This is a genomic window from Methylomonas sp. AM2-LC, assembly GCF_039904985.1.
Taxonomy (GTDB): domain Bacteria; phylum Pseudomonadota; class Gammaproteobacteria; order Methylococcales; family Methylomonadaceae; genus Methylomonas.
Map to the genome: position 1 here is coordinate 3,690,154 of NZ_CP157005.1, position 21,703 is coordinate 3,711,856.

Consider the following 21,703-nt stretch of genomic DNA (forward strand, 5'->3'; position numbering starts at 1 on the left):
GTAAGAACTTAACCGATGCTACGTATAGATTTCTAGCACATGGCTTATAACTAGTTTGCCCCAGTGGTAAAATTCCAATAGGTATTAACAGCCTGATTTCCGGCCAAATCGGTAAATAAGTAGGCATAATTATAGTTATTAACAATCACTTCATAATTCCGATTAGCCGTTAATGCACTTACGGGTGTTAACGTTAGCGTTTTACCATCGGCACTAAAACTGTTAGTTACCGGTATCAATTGATAATTACTGTTATCTCTTAACCAAACTCCGCCACCATTGATAGACAAAGGATTTAAAAGATTATTGAACGTCATCACAATTGACGAGTTTAATGACACGCCACTACTATTATTTAACGGACTATAGGACACTAGATTATCGTATGCAATTGTGGCTCCACCACCGGTGGTAAAGCTGCGGCTAGCTGTGCTAGCCAATACATTGCCAACAGTATCCTGCACACCTGCAACCTGCAAGGTATAGCCGGTATTAGCTTGCAACGGTGTCGTTAACGACACACTCAACAAGGTACGATCCGCACTCAATTGCGAAGTTGTTGGCACTACAATTCCATTTTGCAACACACGCACACCGGATAAACTTAGACCATTAAGTGCTTTACTAAACTGTACCTGTAACTGAATGTTAGTAGGAACCCCACTTTGACCTTGACTGAAGTTATAAGCCGTTATTTGTGGAGCGGTGGTATCGCTAGCTGCCCCAGTAGTGAAATACTGATACGGGGAACCTATGCTATTGCCGCTCAAATCATAGATTCCATAAAGTTGTAAATAATATTGACGACTTGCAGCCAACGACTGAGTGGGTACTAGCGTTAAAGTGCGGTTATCGCCACTAACAGTGACACTGGCAGGCACATTTTGGTTAGTGGCATTATCATGTAAATAGAAAGTACCCGCTGAAACTGTCACCGGATCAATCGGCTTACTGGTTTGCACCTGGAATGTGGTATTGACTGGCACATTGCTGGCATTGGCAGTAAAACTCCATTTACTCACCGATGGCTGACTAAAGTCCGGTCCATTCATGGTATGGAATGTATGACTGAGACTTTGCACAGTTTGTCCCGCATAATCCTGTGCATTGGCAACGGTTAGAGTCACTGCACTATTGGCTGGCCACGGCTCATTCGGCAAATAACTTACCTGAGTATTACCATTACTAAAGCTTAGCGAGTAAGTACGTGCATCGTTACCACTAGTTACCTGAGCCAAAGGTATATCGGCATTCTCAGGCAACATACTAATAGGATCGATAGCTTCGTTGAAACGCATATCAACCCGACTATTGATACCCACATTTGTCAAGCCATCAGTCGGACTCAACGCCAACACTTGTGGCGTAATGCCATCAGCGGTTTGCGCTGCGGTAAAGCCCCAAATAGTACCATTATTATAAGTTGCAGCCACTTCGCTGGCATCTTTTACACCGCTAAGTATGCCGTAGTTATATACATGACCGGCCTGCAACAAACTGTTTGGTGTCATTCTAACCACCAAATTACCTTTCAATGCTGATACAGTAACAGGCACTTGCGCATAGGCATTGCTGGTATCGTACAGCACAAAAGTAGAACTGCTCACTGTCGCAGGATCAAGGGGTTCACTAAATTGCAGATCAATCACGCCATTTAAGGGCAGATTGATACCGTTATTGGTATTTATAGCAATAACGGTCGGCGCTGTGAGTGCAGGATCATCTACCGTACGGAAGGTACTGTAGAAGCTATTCAGTGCATCACCATTCATATCGGTAGCAGTACTATCCATAAATACTTCCACCAGCGCTTGCTTACTCCAAGGTTGAGCAGGGGTAAACTCTATGGTGCTGCCGTCACCCAACACTTGCGTGCTACCAGTGACTAATACCCCATTTTGAGAAACATGCAGTGCATTTTTAGCACTAGCCGTTTTTAAGGGTTTATTACTGTATAACACAATTTTGTTTTTGGTTGGCACCTCAGAAGCACTATTGCTTGGATACGCAAATGCTATGCTAGGCCGACTATAATCATTTGCCGCTGCGGTAGTAAATACTTTCACCATATCGGTCAAGGGATTACCGTTCAGATCCTTAATGTCATGAGTCAACACCACAGAAACAATACTGGATGCCGGTAAACCATTATTACTCAAAGTGACCGTACGATTATCCGCAGAGTAGCTAATATTTGGACGCTGGATCGCACCATTAGCAAACAGCGCCACACTTTGATTATTAACCGTACTTTGATTCAACGATTTTGAGAACGTCAACACAATAAGGCTATTATCCGCTACATCGGCCGAACCATCCGTTGGCGTAATGGACAACAATTTTGGCGGCGTATTATCAGTGCTGGCACCCGTTGTAAAATAACTATAGCTGTTTACCGTATTACCGATCAAATCTAACACGCCGTACACATTCACATAAATTTGGGTATTACCCGGTAAAGGTGATAGTGGTGTAAAGGTCACTGTTTTACCATCACTGCTTAAACTGGCATTTCCGGCAATATTGCCGCTATAGCCACTGGCAGTGAGATAAATACCACCTAAAGTGGTTGGATCAATCACCTTATTAAAGGTAATGGTCAATGGATTGTTAACCGAAATACCAAATGCATTCCAACCCGGTGTCACAAAGAAAGTCGGTGAAGTGGTATCAGTGCTATTGCCAGTACTGAAGTGTTCAGTCACGGTAGCCAGACTATTACCTGCATAATCGATTAGCCCGGAAACCACTAAGGTGTAGTTGCCATTAGCTACCAACTGTGACGTCGGTATGTAAGTGATAGTTTGATTATCACTACCCAGACTAGCGGTACCAGCAACGGTAACACCGTTCAATTGTAAGATAACACTTCCATTGACACTGGCATTAGTAACAGGTTCGTCCAGCACAAAACGCAGACGGGTATTGAGCGCCAAACCGCTGGCTCCATCTTGAATATTGCTACCACTGATGACGGGTGGCAACAGGTTGCTGACAAAGCTGGTTTGGAAATACCAATTGGATGCAGGCACTGAATTACCTGCCAAATCGTACAGATACGCCCAGTTTGAAATATAGACATAGTAACGATAATTGGCATTTAATGGAGTGGCTGGAGTCAATGTGACTGTTTTACCATCACTACTCAAGCTACTGGCCGCGGCTATGCGTTGTTGCGTATTTGGGTCATAGATGGCGATGGTGTCATTGTTAATGGTTAACGGATTTAGCCTGTCATTAAAAGTCATTACCATCTGACTGTTAACTCCAACGTTAACCGCATTATTCGCCGGACTATAATTCAGCAAACTTGCGTTGCGTAAATCCACACCGCTACCCGTGGTAAAGCTGCGATTAACAGTAGCCGCCAAAGTATTACCACTCGTATCCTGTACACCAGATACTTGCAAGGTATAACTGGTATTGGCATGCAAAGGTTCAGCCAGCAACAAGCTTAGTACCGTATGATCGGCACTCAGTTGTGGCGTTGTGGCAACCAATGCGCCATTTTGCAGTAATAACACACCATCCAGTGTCAGGCCACTGAGAGGTTTATTAAATTTTACCTGTATTTGCGCATTGGTTGGCACATTGATCTGACCATTGCTTAGACTATAGCCGCTTATTTGTGGCGGTAATGTATCTGCAACAGTACCGGTTGTCAGATACTGATAGGGCGTACCAGTACTGTTGCCATTCAGATCAAGCACACCGTACAACTGTAAGTAATATTTGCGATCCACAGCCAGAGCCTGATTTGGCACTAAAGTTAACGTGGAGCCATCGGTGCTCACAGCAATAGTGGCAGCCACGTGCTGATTAAGCACGGTATCATGCAGATAAAAACTGGCAGAACTGACACTGACCGGATCAATGGCTTTGTTCATCTGTACTTTGAATAGTGTATTCACAGGCACATTGGTGCCATCAGCTGCGAAACTCCACTTACTTACAACAGGTTGACTAAAGTCAGGACCGTTAGCCGTATAGAACGTATGACTAATTGTTTGTACTGTTTGACCAGCGTAATCTTCTGGGTTAGATACTGTTAGTTTAACAGTAGTGTTGGCTGCCCAAGGTTCATGCGGAATATAACTAACCTGTGTATTGCCATTACTGAAATTAAGCGAGTAATTACGTGCGTCATTGCCACTAGGGTCTTGCGCTAAGGGTGTATCAGCATTATCAGGTAACATACTGATGGGATCTATCGCTTCGTTAAAACGTATATCCACATGGGCATTTATACCCACATTACTAGCGCTGTTAATTGGACTAAGCGCCGTCACTTGTGGCACGATGCTATCAGCTGTTTGAGCGGCAGTGAATCCCCAGTAATAAGCATAGTTATAGGTAGAAGCGACACCACTGGCATCCTTTAATCCGCTCAACACACCGTAATTATAGGTATGTCCAGGTTGTAGATTGGCAGTCGGTTTCATGCGAACTACCATATTGCCTTTCAAGGTTGTAACCGTAACAGGTACTTGTTGATTGGGAGAACTGGTAACATCATTCAACACAAAAATAGAATTACTTACCGTGCTAGGATCAAGTGGCTCGTTAAATTGCACATCAATAACACCATTAATCGGCAGATTAACGCCATTATTAGTATTGATAGCCACCGCATAAGGCGCTGTGAGTGCTGGGTCGTCTATGGTGCGGAAAGAGCTAGTAAAGGTATATAGAGCATCACCATTTAGATCAGTCGCACTGCTACTTAAAGTTACCTGGATTAGCGATTGCTTATTCCAAACTTTAGTTGGGGTAAACTCTATCGTACTGCCATCACCCAATACCTGAGTGGTACCCGGTACCACAACAGAATTTTGCGTAACTTGTAATGCACTCGATACGGTATTTTGATCCAATGGTTTATTACTGAACAATACAATTTTATTGTTAGTTAATACACCGCTAGCGCCATTACCTGGGTACGCAGTGATAATGCTGGGGCGATTATTATTACTAGCTACTGCCGTGGTAAATACTTTTACAGTATCGGCCAGAGCGTTACCATTTAAATCTTGAATGTCATGCGTTAATAGCACCGATACCACACTGCTGGCAGGCATAGCAGTATTTAAAGTCACCGTGCGATTGTCTGCAGAATAGCTAATACTAGGATGGTAAATATTCCCGTTTGCATATAAAGCTAATGATTGACTATTAACAGTACTTTGATTCAACGATTTGGAGAAAGTCAGTACGATAGGTGCATTATCAACGATATCCACGGAACCATCGGTTGGCGTAATAGCCAGCAATTGTGGTGCCGTGGTGTCGGTATTAACGCCCGTAGTGAAATAACTGTAACTGTTAATGTTGTTACCGGCCAGATCATGTACGCCATAAACATTAACATAAACCTGCGCATTTGCGGGTAATGGTGCGGCTGGTGTAATTGTAGCGGTGAGGCCATCAGCACTGAGTTTAGCGCTACCCGCTATATTACCGGAATAACCATTGGCAGTCAGATAAATACCAGTCAGCGTAGTGGGGTCTATAGGTTTATTAAAAGTCACCAAAATTGGCGAATTAATATTAATACCAAAAGAATTCCAGCCGGGTGTCACATAAAATGTTGGCGATATATTCGCTGGAATAGCTGCTCCAGTGGTGAAATGCTCAGTAACCGCAGTCAATGCATTACCCACATAATCGGTCAACCCCGATATCAGCAAGGTGTAATTGGTATTGGCAGCCAGAACTACCGCAGGCGTAAAGGTAATAGTTTCATTATCACTACCCAATGATGCAGTACCAGGTACAGTAACACCATTTGCTTGTAACAGTATACTGGCTGCAACGCTTGGATTGCTGATTGGTTCATTCAATTTGAATGTAAAAGTACCATTAACTACTACACCGGAAGCACCATCCTGAATATTGCTGGAACTAATACTAGGAGTCACTTGACTGGCCGCTGCCCCTGTTGTGAAATACCAACTATTGCCATTGACATAATTGCCTGACTGATTATACAAAGTTGCCCAATTTCCAATATAAACATAGTATGTGCGATTAGCAACTAATGAAGCGGCTGGAATTAGCGTCACCGTTTTACCATCAGCACTCAATGTTCTGCTGGCAGCTACACGCTGATTAGTTGCAGTATCATAGAGGGCAATAGTATCGCCATTCACTGCTAACGGATTCAATCGGTCATTAAAGGTCATCACCATCTGACTGTTAATACCGATATTAGTAGCATTATAGGCAGGACTATACGCTACCAAACTGGCATTGTATAAATCCACACTGCTACCGGTAGTAAAGCTGCGTTTAGCGGTACTGGCCAACACATTGCCACTCATATCCTGCACGCCTTGCACTTGCAAGGTATAGACTGTATTAACCTTCAATGGTTGGTTTAGCAACAAGCTGACGATAGTATGATCACCATTTTGTTGTGGCGTGGTGGGCACTACTACACCGTTTTGCAACAGTTGAACCCCACTCAACGATAAACCATTCACCGCTTCATTAAATTGCACTTGTAACTGTACATTGGTAGCAACACCGGTTTGACTATCATTAAAACTGTAATTACTGACTTGTGGTGCTACGGTATCTGTGACAGTTCCGGTAGTGAGCGTTTGCGATTGATACAAAGCATTGCCATTAATACCTTGCACACCATACACATACAGATAGTAAGTACGCGAAGCAGTAAGCGCCTGAGTGGGAACCAAACTCAAAGTATAACCATCGCTACTGACCGCAATGCTAGCCGCTAGATGTTGACCGGTAACATTATCGTACAAATAGAATGTACTTGCGGTAACACTGATTGGATCTACCGGCGTACTAATTTTCACGTTAAATATGGCGTTAACGGGTACATTAGTTACATTATTTACAAAGCCCCAGTTACTGACGGTAGGCGTACTGTAATCAGGGCCATTGGCAGTCTTAAAAGTATGCGTCACACTTTGCACAGTTTGACCGGCATAATCTTGAGGTGTAGAGACGGTTAAGGTCACCGTGCTTGCAGCTGCCCAAGGTTCATGTGGCACATAACTTACCTGGGTATTACCATTGCTGAAATTCAGCGAATAAGTACGGGCATCACCGCCAGTGTCTTGAGCCAGCGGTATATCCGCATTATCGGGCAGCATACTGAGCGGATTAATCGCTTCGTTGAAGCTAATATCCACATGATTGTTGATACCCACATTGCTGGCCCCGTCTCTTGGATTTAGCGATAGCACTTGTGGTGTCATGGCATCCACCGCCTGACCGGCAGTGAAAGCCCAGTAATAAGCACTATTATAGGTACTGGCAACCCCGCTGGCGTTTTTCACACCCGTGAATACTCCATAATAATAGTAATGACCTGCCTGCAACGCACTGTTAGGTGTCAGTCGTACCAGCATATTACCTTTCAACAACGAGACAGTAACGGGTATTGGTGAACTGCTATTGTTTGAATCATACAACACAAAGGTATTACTGTTCACTGTGGTAGAGTCTAACGGTTCATTAAATTGCAGATCAATCACACCATTCAACGGCAGAGCAATGCCATTATTGGTATTAATAGCAACCACAGTAGGCGCGGTTAAGGCTGGGTCATCGACAGTACGGAACGAACTATGATAGCTATTCAAGGCATCGCCGTTTAAATCCGTAGCGGTGCTGTCCAGGAAGACTTCCACCAGCGCTTGCTTGCTCCAAGGTTGCTTAGGTGTAAACTCTATGGCACTGCCATCGCCTAATACTTGCGTGGTACCGGTAATCAACACCCCATTTTGTGAGACGTGCAATGCACCTTGTACTGTGCTGGCTTTCAGTGGTTTATTACTGTACAGCACTACTTTGTTTTTAACCGGAACCTGATAAGAGCTATTGCCAGGATAAACAGTAATGATACTAGGACGACTGTAATCTGTAGTCGCTGCTGTGGTAAATACTTTGATAGTATCCGCCAGCGCATTGCCATTCATATCCTGAATGTCGTGTGTCATCACCACCGACACTGTACTGCTGGCAGGAATGTTGTTACTCAAGATGATAGTGCGATTATCCGCAGAATAACTGATATTCGGACGCACTATGCCGCCATTTACAAACAAGCCCAGCGACTGATTATTAACCGTATTGTGATTCAGCGATTTCGAGAACGTCAACACAATCGGATTATTGCTAGCCACATCCACCGAACCATCAGTTGGTGTGATAGAAAGCAATGTGGGTTTAGTGATATCAGTGTTGGCTCCGGTAGAGAAATAGCCGTAGCTGTTGGCTGCGTTACCCGTTAAATCCAATACTCCATAAACATTCACATAGATTTGCGTATTGGCCGGTAATGGCTGAGCTGGGGTAAAGGTTACCGTTTTACCGTCACTACTCAAGCTGGTACTACCACCTATCTGACCGTTATAGCCGCTAGCCGTGAGATAAATACCACCTAAGGTAGTCGGATCCATGGCTTTATTGAAGGTCACAATAATCGGTGTATTGACACTAATACCAAACGCATTGGAACTCGGCGTCACATAGAAGGAAGGCGCAGAGGTATCCGTACTAGTACCCGTAGTGAATTTTTCCGTCACAGGCGCTAGTTTATTACCGGCATAGTCGGTTAATCCAGAAATGACCACCGTGTAATTGGTATTGGCTGTTAACGCTGTTGTTGGGGTAAAGGTGATGGTTTCATTATCACTACCCAAAGTGGCCGTACCAGGGACAGTTACACCATTAATCTGTAAAGTAATGCCATTTGCTACACTGGCACTAGTCACCTGTGTATCCAGTACGAAGCGTAGTTTTTCGTTCAGACTGACTCCGGTAGCACCATTTTGTATATTGCTTCCACTAATGACCGGTGGTAACACATTCGCCACTGTTCCGGTTTGGAAATACCAACTCGTACCATTGACATAAATACCGGACTGATTATACAAAGTCGCCCAGTTAGAAATATAGATATAGTATTGGTGATTGGGTAATAAAGAGCTGCTTGGGGTTACTTTAACCGTCAAACCATCACTACTGAGCGAAGTCGTTGCAGAGATGCGCTGATTAGTCGTCGGATCATACAAAGCAACCGTATCACCATTCACATTCAACGGATTCAATCGGTCATTGAAGGTTATTACCATCTGGCTGTTAAGACCCACATTTCCTGCATTGTAGGCTGGACTATAGGTAACAACACTAGCATTGTACAAATCTACACCGCTACCGCTAGTAAAACTGCGTTTGGCGGTACTTGCCAACACATTGCCACTCATATCCTGTACACCTTGCACTTGCAAGGTGTAAGCTGTATTGGCTAACAAGGGTTTATTTAACAACAGGCTGACGATAGTATGATCACCATTTTGTTGCGGTGTGGTGGGCACTACTACACCGTTTTGCAACAGTTGAACCCCACTCAACGATAAACCATTCACCGCTTCATTAAATTGCACTTGTAACTGTACATTGGTAGCAACACCGGTTTGACTATCATTAAAACTGTAATTACTGACTTGTGGTGCTACGGTATCTGTGACAGTTCCGGTAGTGAGCGTTTGCGATTGATACAAAGCATTGCCATTAACACCTTGTACACCGTACACATATAAATAATAAGTACGATACACTGACAGAGCTTGATTTGGCACTAGACTTAAAGTATAGCCATCACTGCTAGCAGCAATACTGGCAGCCATATGCTGACCTGTAACACTATCGTACAAATAAAATGTACTGGCGTTAACACTGATAGGATCTACCGGCGTGCTAATTTTCACGTTAAATACCGCGTTAACAGGTATATTCGTAGCATTGTTTACAAATCCCCAGTTACTCACAGTAGGCGTACTGTAATCAGGGCCATTGGCTGTGGTAAAGGTATGCGTCACACTTTGCACTGTTTGACCTGCATAATCCTGTGGTGTTGCGACGGTTAAGGTCACCGTGCTTGCAGCTGCCCAAGGTTCATGTGGCACATAACTTACCTGGGTATTACCATTGCTAAAATTCAGCGAGTAAGTACGGGCATCGCCGCCAGTGTCTTGAGCCAGCGGTATATCCGCATTATCGGGCAGCATACTGAGTGGATTAATCGCTTCGTTGAAGCTAATATCCACATGATTGTTGATACCCACATTGCTGGCCCCGTCTCTTGGATTTAGCGATAGCACTTGTGGTGTCATGGCATCCACCGCCTGACCGGCAGTGAAAGCCCAGTAATAAGCACTATTATAGGTACTGGCTACCTCGCTGGCGTTTTTCACACCCGTGAGTACTCCGAAATAATAGTAATGACCCGCCTGCAACGCACTGTCAGGTGTCAATCGTACCAGCATATTGCCTTTCAACAACGACACCGTAACGGGTAGTGGTGAACTGCTATTGTTTGAATCATGCAACACAAAGGTATTACTGTTCACTGTAGCAGGGTCTAACGGTTCATTAAATTGCAGATCAATCACACCATTCAACGGCAGAGCAATGTCATTATTGGTATTAATAGCAACCACTGTAGGCGCAGTTAAGGCTGGGTCATCGACAGTACGGAACGAGCTATGATAGCTATACAACGCATCACCGTTTAAATCGGTAGCAGTGCTGTCCAAGAAGACTTCCACCAGTGCTTGCTTGCTCCAAGGTTGCTTAGGTGTAAACTCTATGGCACTGCCATCGCCTAATACTTGCGTGGTACCGGTAATCAACACCCCATTTTGTGAGATGTGCAATGCACCTTGTACTGTGCTGGCTTTCAGTGGTTTATTACTGTACAGCACCACTTTGTTTTTAACCGGAACCTGATAAGAGCTATTGCCAGGATAAACAGTAATGATACTGGGACGACTGTAATCTGTAGTCGCTGCTGTGGTAAATACTTTGATAGTATCCGCCAGCGCATTGCCATTCATATCCTGAATATCGTGCGTCATCACCACCGATACTGTACTGCTGGCAGGAATGTTGTTACTCAAGATGATAGTGCGATTATCCGCAGAATAACTGATATTCGGACGCACTATGCCGCCATTCACAAACAAGCCTAGCGACTGATTATTAACCGTACTGCGATTTAGTGATTTCGAGAATGTCAACACAATCGGATTATTGCTAGCCACATCCACCGAACCATCAGTTGGTGTGATAGAGAGCAAAGTGGGTTTAGTGGTATCCGTATTGGCTCCGGTAGAGAAATAGCCATAACTGTTGGCTGCGTTACCCGTTAAATCCAATACTCCATAAACATTCACATAGATTTGCGTATTGGCGGGTAATGGCCCAGCTGGGGTAAAGGTTACCGTTTTACCGTCACTACTCAAGCTGGCACTACCGGCTATCTGACCACTATAGCCGTTAGTTGTGAGATAAATACCACCTAAGGTAGTCGGATCAATTGCTTTATTGAAGGTAACGATAATTGGTGTGTTGACACTAATACCAAACGCATTGGAACTCGGCGTCACATAGAACGAAGGCGCAGAAGTATCCGTGCTAGTACCCGTAGTGAATTTTTCCGTCACAGGCGCTAGTTTATTACCGGCATAGTCGGTTAATCCAGAAATGACCACCGTGTAATTGGTATTGGCTGTTAACGCTGTTGTTGGGGTAAAGGTAATGGTTTCATTATCACTACCCAAAGTGGCTGTACCAGGGACAGTTACACCATTAATCTGTAAAGTAATGCCATTTGCTACACTGGCGCTAGTCACCTGTGTATCCAGTACGAAGCGCAGTTTTTCGTTCAAACTGACACCGATAGCACCATCCTGTAAATTGCTGCCGCTAATGACAGGTGGTAACACATTCGACACTGTTCCGGTTTGGAAATACCAACTCGTACCATAGACTTGGTATCCAGACTGACTATATAAAGGCGCCCAGTTAGAGATATAGATATAGTATTGGTGATTGGGTAATAAAGAGCTGCTTGGAGTTACTGTAACCGTCAAACCATCACTGCTGAGCGCAGTAGTTGCAGGGATGCGCTGACCAATTGCCTGATCATATAACGCTACCGTATCACCATTAACAGATAGTGGATTCAAGCGATCACTAAATGTCATCACCATTTTACTGTTAAGCCCCACATTTCCAGCGTTGTAGGCTGGGCTATAATTAACCAATGATGGATTTACCTGATCTGCGGTAGATCCTGTAGAGAAATTAAGATCTGCGGAATTGGGTAACAAATTACCGCTTAAATCCTGCACGCCTTCAATATGTAACTTATAGCTGCTATTAGCCAGCAAAGGTTGTAAAAGTTTCAAGGTTAGGGTTTTGTGATCACTACTTAATTGACGAACTATGGTTACCCCGGCACCACTTTGGGTTAACGTTATAGAACCCAAACTTAAATCGCTGACTACCTTATTAAACTGCACCTGCAATTGCGGATTAGTAGGCACATTACTCTGACCACTGGCAAGACTATAACCGACAATTTGTGGCCCCGTAGAGTCACTTTGGAAATTAGTAGTAAAGTAAAAATTAGAATAACCCAGTGAATTACCAAATAAATCTTTAATACCGTTAGTGACAGAAATATAGTATTGCCGCCCAACAGCAAGCGCAGTATTCGGAATAAAATACAGGCTTTGCGCATCGCCACTCAGATTGATAATACCCTGAATATTTTCACCTGTTGTACTGTCGTGCAGCAAGACAGTTTGGGAAGTTACTGTTTTGCTATCGACTGGTTTACTAAACACAACCCCAATCTCGGTATTGACCGGCACATCGGTAGTATTGGCTGCAGGATCAACTCTTAACACAGTAGGCGCAGTGTTATCCACTGTGTAACCCGTTTTATATTGGAACGTATAGGGTGCCACCAAGCGGTTACCTGCCAAATCGCGCACTTTATCGATGACTATTTTATAATCGGTGTTATGCCCTAGAATACTGGTTGGTGTAAATATCACCTGTAGGCCATCGCTTGACCAGGTAACGCTACCAGGAATAGTGGCGGCCCCTTCCAACAGGCCTTCGTACACGGTTACGGTGCCGGATTTAACAAATTTTGGCGTTAAGGGTTCATCAAAAGTAATAATGATCGGATTATTTTCCGGTACATTGGTTGCCAGATTAACCGGCGTTGTTGATGCTACTGTAGGTGGAGTAGTATCTGGATTTAAAGGGTCGGTTTCATTTTGTACTTCTGAACCATCAGTCAGTTGATCGCCGTCAGTATCGACATTCAGTGGATTGGTGCCTCTGTCTACTTCGTCGCCATCCAACAACAAATCTCCATCAGTATCTGCAACTGTTGGCTTTGTACCTCGCGCTTTTTCCTGAATATCACTTAAACCATCCCGATCAGTATCGTGTTCGACTAACAGATTTAGCGTTGGTGTCGGTGTGGCATTACCGCCGAAATCAGTAGCAGTTACTGATACAGTAATGGTATTACCGACGGTGCCATAAGGCACATAAAGTGGATATGCATAGGGACGAGAGCTATCCACATACACCACATTACCATTAATTGAAAAAGTGACTGATTTAACACCAATATCATCAGTTGCATCAACCAGTAAATTGATGGTTTTACCCTCAACTGCCACCGAGTCTTGCGGCAAACTAGTAAATTGGATAGTGGGAGGAACACCACCATTATCTTCAATCAAACGATATTGCCCTATCATCAGATTAGTGCTGCCAGTAGTACCCCAATCGGCAATATCTGCAGAATCTGTCAAATAAACATAGTTGGAATCCAATGCCAGACCGGTACCGTTATTGTCGTTGAATTGTTTAAAATCAACATAACCCTGATAACTGGAAACAGCTGGATTATCAATGTTCACATAAGGTGCGGCATTAACAAATCTAACTTCGGAAAAGAATGCAAAACTGTCGGTTAATTCAACATCGTTTGGATAAAAACTGGCATCTTCACCAATAATATTGGGACTGGTTGGTACTGAAATATCGATTAAGCGATATCCTGAAGTATAAGCAGCCACATAGGCATATTGTCCATTGATAGCAACATCTTTCACGGAGCCGATGGAAATACTACCCTGTGTGACTGGATTAAGCTTATCTGTTGTATCAATTACATAAAAGGATTGACCTGCTACTGCGACCATGGTTGTGCCTTGGGCATCAACACCAAATACTTCCCCCAGTTCTGTTAAACTGCCTAACGATAAAGGCCGGGAAGGTACATGCACATCGACAATTTGCACACCGCCCGTACCATTGGCTAGATAAGCATATTGATTATCAACCTTAACATCCTGAGTAAACCCAGCGGTAGGGTAAGAAGCAATAAGCACCGGGCTGCTTGGTTTGGTAACATCAAAAATTTGTAAACCGTCTGTACCATCCGCGACATAAGCTACCGTACCAACCACCCTTACATCCAGAGCAGTTCCGGCAGTGTCAATACTACCCACTATGGCTGGATGGGAGTGGTCAGAAACATTAACGACCTGCAAACCAGCACTACCAGCTGCCACATAAGCATAATCCCCTGAAATATCCACGTTATTGGCATAACCGGGAATACCTATATAGGAGAGTGCAACAGGACTGAATGATCCAACATTGACAGTCGCAGTGATGGATTGTCCATGATTTTTGACAGTAAGTTTTGCTGTGCCTGATTGACCAGCAAAAATTAAACCATCAACACCACCAAAACTGACCACACTCAGATCACTGGAGCTATAAGTGGTGCCGGTTGAGCTTTTAGTAATATCTGCGGTAGTACCATCCAAACGTGTTCCAATCACTTTTAATTGTAGATTGGCCTCGTTATACATGGTGTTATAAGTCATGGTTGGATTGGGCGGCGTCACCTTGATGGAAGCGAAAATTCGTCCACCGCCATCACTGGCATTGGTTGGATCATAGCCCGATTCTTCCTCATCAAAATCGCTGACGCCATCACCGTCAGAATCTGCTTTTAGCGGGTCGGTTTTATAGTGGTGTGGATTGGCCGAGAATGTGCCATTAACCTCATCACCATCATTAATGCCATCACCATCAGTATCTGGATTATTGGGATTAGTACCGATTTTATATTCTTGCAGGTTGGTTAAACCATCGCTGTCAAAATCCTCCTGTGCATCCAGAGGATCATGCGGGTTCATTTTATTTGCCAACTCATAGTCGTCGGGTACGCCATCACCGTCGCTATCACCTGTAGTGGCAATGGTAAACAGTATAAATGCCGCGACCTCATCTTTACGCGCAGTGACTAACACAGTTCCGCTAGCCAGACTTGTTACTAAGCCACTGGAATTTACAGTAGCAACGGCCGGATTACTAGATGTGTAATTAATACCATTAGACGCAGCTGTCACATCCAGTACAGTGTTATCTGGATAAGTAGCCATTACTTGTAGTTGCGCTGTTCCGCCAACATGAGTGATGGTAGTCACTGTAGGCTTGGTAATTGCCATACTGACCGGAATCGGATCTATATTACCGAATTTAATTTCTGGAACTGGGGCAATACCGTTTTGCACCACGGTAAAATAATCACTGGAACCCGAGAAGGTTTCTCCCAATTTGGTACAGGTGGCTCGCGCCCTAACCTGGCCTTGAGTCGACGGTACATTTGGCATAGACCAACTACCATCACTATTCACTTGAATAGTGCGGTTAAGAATATTGACAACGCAGTTCTGGTCAAGCACATTGGCTGCAACAGCCGATTGACCCATTAAACTGAGGCTTAAAGCCAACAATATTGCCAAGAACGATTGATTAATATGTCGTTTCATCATCTTGATCTCCAAATCCCGTCTCGCCTAGTAGCCTTTAATTGGGCTTATTTAAGTTCTTAATAGTATTAGCAAAAGTCTCGTAAGACTGTACGCCAACCAAACGTTTATAATTTATAAGTTGCTTATTTTTTATGATACCCACCAAAAACGACGGTGTGCCTGTTACACCTAAACTCGTGCCCAGTGCAATATCATTCTTAATACTTTCTAATTGCTCAGGTTGTGCCAGACATTTATTAAATGCTTCACTATCCAAACCAAGCTGCGTCACTGCAGTTTTTATAAACGGATCAGTCACTTGACCACGTGCTTCAAAAATTAAATTGTGCATATCCCAATACTTACCCTGTTCGGCAGCACAACGTCCGGACAAAGAGGCCTGTTTTGCGTGTGTATGAAATTCCAGTGGAAAATCTTTCATCACGTATTTAACAATGCCTTTATTTATATAGTCTTCACGCAATTTGGGTAAAACACCCTGATAATGTTTGCCGCAAAAAGGACATTCGTAATCTGAAAACTCGATAATTCCAATGGTAGCCTGCTGCTTCCCTTCGCTCATCTTGTCTGAGTCTGGAAATGCAATGGGTGCAACAGAAGGTTGTACAGCAAGTTGCTGTTCTAATAGAGTTACTTTTTGTTGCAATTGCTGAATTTGCTGCTTCATTTCGGACATTTGCAAAAAAATTTCATCTGCCACCCACTTTTCTTCTGTATATCCCAATTTGGTATATAAACAAATTAAGCACATCAGCAAAATACGCTTAAGTATTGTCATAAACAACTCTCAAATTCGCAGATACTATCGACATAAAACATTTAAATTCCTATAAATTCCTAACTCTCTAAAATCAAATTTTTTGTTAGCAAAAATATTGCATTTATCTACGGGCAATAAATTCAGATAATTTATTAACCCCATTAAGTTCCTGATATGGCAAGCCTAGTAATTCATGTAGTGCCATACCCAGCTTTTTACCTTCATCAATAGTACCTGTATCAAGGATAATGTCATCAATACGTTGCTTTGCAGTAAGCATCACTCTTGCGGTTTCCAGATTACTATCATGAGCTGGTGGCCGAAGAACAACACTAATAGCAGAAAAATCATTCAATGATATTAACCTGCCAGTTTCTTTACCGGCTTTTCTAAAAATTTTGTTAGGCCAAATCAAAACTCCATTTTTATTGATAGTCCCATTAGCGCCTTCACTATGCTTAGCAACAGGAACAGTACCTAAAAGCAAGAATACGCCTGTCACTACTAAACAAAGCATCCCAGCCATATCATTAATTACAATAAAGTAAATAATGCCAGGAATAATAATTACAAATTGAAATGTTATTAATCCTTTTAGAACCCCACGCCATACTCTAAAACTATCAAATTCATAAGGCAAACTGTTTGGTATTTTAATTTTCATCAAATAAAATGTATCAACATAATCTCAAAAAAACTAATGTACAGTTTTATTGTATTTTATAATTCTCAAATGGCTTATCTAATTGAGCATCATCAAATAAAACTCCATTTTTAAATACTTTATCTATTAAGCTAATGTGAGATGAGTTAGTCCAAACCAATTTATGCTTTTCGTTATAGGTAAAGTACATGGTTTGAACCCTCGCACCCCATTTGACATAAGTAACAATTAATGGTGACGCATCAAATATAAATATAGGAGTTACATTAAATAATTCATTTTTATATCTCTCCTTATCCGCTATGCTTGCCGTGTTCAACCATTCCTTTAAACGATTTGCACCTTCTAAGGTCATATTACCTAAAAAACCATTTAACTCTTTTGGCTTTGCAAAATCAGCTTTCTTCATACGAGCCAAAAGATCAACTACATCTTTTTCTAAACCTTTCTGGGGATTTTTTAAATTGATACTCGCTCCATGCAAAAACAATTCACTTATTGGATCTGTTTTGCTTGTTTCAGTTGGTGGAACTAGTTGAACTTTATATGTGGCATTTTTAATAGTTTTGTCATCACAATAGCTAAACCCATCTGCTTGCCCACTAGTATTAACACTTAACCATTCAGTTACCAAACGATAAGAAACTATTTCACTTCGATATGGCAAGAACTTATAGACTTTATTATCTTCTGCAAAAGACAACGGAAAACTAAACAGTCTGCCATCAGCTAATTTTGCGGTTACATAAACTAGGGCTAATCCATCAAATCGATATGAACGTGATGCAGATACTAATTGCAATTTTTCGAATTGAGCGAAATACGCAGCAGCTTGGCTATCAAATTCTTGGGTATCGTGCCCTAAAGTTGAATGTGACCATTTAAATAACTCCGCCTTATCTTTTTTTAAGATTGCACTGATTACATTTCTAAAAGCGTCTTCTGGTGAATTTACTGTAATGGAACTACCTTGTTCCCACCAACGATTTCCATCCGGATAAGCAACTTCAACAACCTTAAGACAAGCACTCGTTTTATAAGTATTGACTTCCGAATTAAATATAAGCGGCAGATAGACACTATGCGTTTCACTGGCTTTTACAATATTAGCGCTATAAATAAATATACTGATTATGCTAAACAAACAGTAATATAGCTTTTTTGTACTTTTTGGCATCTTCATCTATATTTCCTCAGAATAAAAGTTCTAATACGTACATGAAATGCCACTTGCAAGTGAAGCCTTACAAGTCAGGAATGTAAAAGTTTTATTAATTGAAACTGGATTATTTGAGCTATCGCTATAGCTGCCAGTAACACTCAAGGTTGAATTAAAGACTATCGGTTGTATGTCTAATAATCCACCAGTCAAACCGGCACTACAATTTGCCTGGTTATAACCAACAGTAGAAATATTCCATGGCCAAGTAAGGTTGCCAAAATTAACTGCAATTGCCAATTTGACAGTTTCTTTTTCGCAGAAGAAACAGGTAGTTGTTAAAGAACCATCTCCGCCAATGGTTGCAGTTAAATTAGGTGTTAATGTGGTATTTAAAGTTCCATAAAAACATCCTGCATTATCATTTGGATCTTTTGAGCAGGTATCTTTTTTGTAACCCATTTCACCATTCACATTTGCCGAAACCCCAGCAAAAATACCGCCAATAAATGTGGCTTTGAACTGGATTGAGGCAATACCCGCTGACCCAATAACACCTGAATCAAAGGTTGGAATTGGTCCTGGGGGCCATATTTTGACTTGCAAATTAGCCCCACCAAAATTACCGTTTACTGATCCTTGTATTTTATGCCCCATACCCGTATCTGGATTACAGCATGGGGTATCAACGACACTTCCTTTAACCTGTAATAAATTCAACTTTAAAATCACACCAACAGATTTCAATTTATCTAAATCATCGTTAATCGGTTTTAATGGTCCACTAAAATCAAAAGTCATAGCATCGGTAGTAGCAGGGCCTAATGGTTTTTGAACAGGTACGCCCAATACACAAGTGTTACATATACTGACATTGCTGTCATCGTTCTGATATGACTGGCAATCTAGTGGCGCCTTACAATTACCTTTGATGTTTGGCACATTAGGTAAATTTACTAAATTACAACTTGCATCCGTTTTTTGGCATTTACCTGGATTAGTACAGCAACCACTCCCATTGGGTTGGCTACCACAATGCCAGCCGGCTTTAACTACACCTACACCAGGATTACTGCTGATTACTGTGCCATCCGCACTGACGGTACCCAAACCTATAGCCACAAACTCTTCCAGATCGTGATCGTAGGAATACATTTCCACTTGCGCGCCCGGCGCATGTCCGTCCACATTGGGCAGACTTAACGGTGCTGGCGGATCAAATTGCGCACCTACCGGCTGAATGGTGACAATAAACTGTGGCTGCATGCCATTTGGCGGTGCCATCGGGATTTTGGATGCGTTGACCGGCGTTACTGATATTTGACCGGTTTTCTTGCCATCCGGAAAAGTGACCGAACCCGCTTTAACAAACAAGGAGAAGCCAGGTACTTCTGGTAAAGTAAAGGTGACATCTTTGGCACCCACTGTCTGCGCGGTAGCGGTATTCAGTTTAACCAGATAAATTGGTGCTGCCAACGGATTATTGGCACCGGCGATAGTGACTATATTAATTGCCAGTGTTGGCCATTCACCCGTTACCGTCGTGGTACTGCCATCGGCAATCAGTCGCACCGCACCCACTGGCGCATCGGTAATGGTAAACTGGCCTTGTGCATCGGTTAAGGCTTCGCTGCTGGTACCATCTACCCGCACCGTAACACTTGGAAGCGGTGAGTTCTGATTATCCAGCACCACACCACTAATCGTGGTCTTACCGGTTGCGCCTATGGCTAAGGCTGATTCGGTAAAACCCGCATATAAATTGGTACCTACCAGCGTGGCGGTTACGTGTTGTCCATCCAGCGAGGTTTCTTTGCCCAAGGTAAACTCAGCCGCTGCACGTCCATCGCTGTCGGTCACTACTTTAACGCTAGTCTGTCCGTTCTGTAAGCTGCCAGTACCTTGCGTCACCTGAAAGATGACCGGCACACCGGCGACCACATTGGCACCCTGATCCACCACCGCCACGACCAAGGGTTCGGGTAAAGGTTGACCCACGCCACCGCGTTGATTATTACCACTATTAATGGTGACTTTATTGGGCGCACCCACATTGGCCGTGGCGTAGAATAATACTTCGCCATCAAATCCAACCGCAGCCGCCCTAACTTTTTGATTACCCACACCGGAACGACTACCTAATTTATAAGAAGTACTGGCAATACCATTACTATCGGTATTCACCAAAGTACCAGGACCCGGTGTTGCCGAGCCCACCCCGACCACACCATCACCCTGCGTGATGCGAAACACGACGGGTTTATTGACCACCGGTTTACCATTAGCATCCAATAGCTTTACGCTTAATGGTTTAGGTAACGCGGTATTGATAACGGCTGTTTGATTTTGACCACTAACCAGCTCAATATGTTGGGGTTGAGTGGGTTGATAAGTGACATTGAGACTCAGGTTACTGGTATTACCCAGATTGTCGGATGCCACAATCACCAGAGTATTCAAGCCCACCGCTAACGGTACGTTTTGCGCCAGATAGCTGCGATTTGAAATAGTCGCGGCAATGCCATTCACCGTAACACTGGCCTGATTCTGTGCAACGGTACCGCGCACAATATCATTGATTAAACCCGACACCGCAATAGTGCTGGTGCGCACGGTATCGCCATTTTGCGGTGCGGACACTGTAATATAGGGTGGCGTCATGTCCAAGGACAGGGAAATAATATCGGTAACATCGTTACCTTTACTATCCATAGCACGCGCAGCAATCGTATTGCTACCTTGCGTCAAATTTACTTTGGCTTGAAAAGTACCATTGGTATTCGTCACGGGCGCATTATTGAGCGTCACCGTTGCAGTGGGATCGGAAACCGTACCGGTAACCAGTTGCGGGGTACTACCTACCGTCAAGAGTGTAGCCGGACTGGTAATATTGACGCTTAAGGGCTGTGTCTGGGTAATTTGTTGTTCAATACGGGTATTAAAGGTAAAGATGGTGGGTCCGCCACCTTTGACGATGACATTAATTTGGCCATTACCGCCCGGTGTAAAACTTTTACCTACATAGCCTGTCAAATCAAAATAAGGTTCGCCCGCTGCATCCACGCCAGTGGCGTTACTAATACTGACGTTGGCTGGCGACAAATCGGTGATCACCAAGCGTAGTGGGCCTGCAATGGTTTGCGCACTGCTATTGGTGAGATTGATATTCAGAGTGGCATCAGCGCTACGACGATTTCGCACGGGAGTGGTTAAGCTCACCGTTACTGGATTATTAGCCAGCGCCTGCCAGATTTGCGTTGTGGTTGCGGCAGCTTGACTCGGTTGCGGCAATACTGTCAGTAACAGCATGAATAGTATTAAAGCAACAGGCCATACGACGATGCCTATCCCGCGCAATGGTGGATTAGCTTGCTGGTGTACTGACATCCAAGACTCCTTATCTCTACTTTGTCAACTAC

5 protein-coding genes are annotated in these 21,703 nt (G+C 43.3%); all 5 read right to left on the bottom strand.

Annotation, left to right across the window (positions count from 1 at the left end):
• Nucleotides 1-50 precede the first annotated feature (50 nt).
• The 5 genes from ABH008_RS16500 to ABH008_RS16520 all read right to left on the bottom strand — a co-directional run bounded on the left by ABH008_RS16500 (nucleotide 51) and on the right by ABH008_RS16520 (nucleotide 21,671).
• Nucleotides 51-15,701: an Ig-like domain-containing protein gene (locus tag ABH008_RS16500; protein WP_347986704.1), complete on the bottom strand. Its 15,651-nt coding sequence runs from the start codon at nucleotides 15,699-15,701 to the stop codon at nucleotides 51-53.
• A 34-nt stretch (nucleotides 15,702-15,735) separates the two neighbouring features.
• Nucleotides 15,736-16,479: a DsbA family protein gene (locus ABH008_RS16505; protein ID WP_347986705.1), complete on the bottom strand. Its 744-nt coding sequence runs from the start codon at nucleotides 16,477-16,479 to the stop codon at nucleotides 15,736-15,738.
• A 103-nt stretch (nucleotides 16,480-16,582) separates the two neighbouring features.
• The gene (locus ABH008_RS16510; RefSeq protein ID WP_347986706.1) at nucleotides 16,583-17,125 is read right to left on the bottom strand and encodes a hypothetical protein; all 543 of its coding nucleotides are present in this window, start codon (nucleotides 17,123-17,125) and stop codon (nucleotides 16,583-16,585) included.
• Between the two features lie 46 nt (nucleotides 17,126-17,171).
• The gene (locus ABH008_RS16515) at nucleotides 17,172-18,308 is read right to left on the bottom strand and encodes a hypothetical protein (protein ID WP_347986707.1); all 1,137 of its coding nucleotides are present in this window, start codon (nucleotides 18,306-18,308) and stop codon (nucleotides 17,172-17,174) included.
• Between the two features lie 24 nt (nucleotides 18,309-18,332).
• Nucleotides 18,333-21,671 (bottom strand): carboxypeptidase-like regulatory domain-containing protein, encoded by a 3,339-nt coding sequence (locus ABH008_RS16520; RefSeq protein ID WP_347986708.1) that lies wholly within the window; start codon nucleotides 21,669-21,671, stop codon nucleotides 18,333-18,335.
• Nucleotides 21,672-21,703: the final 32 nt, after the last annotated feature.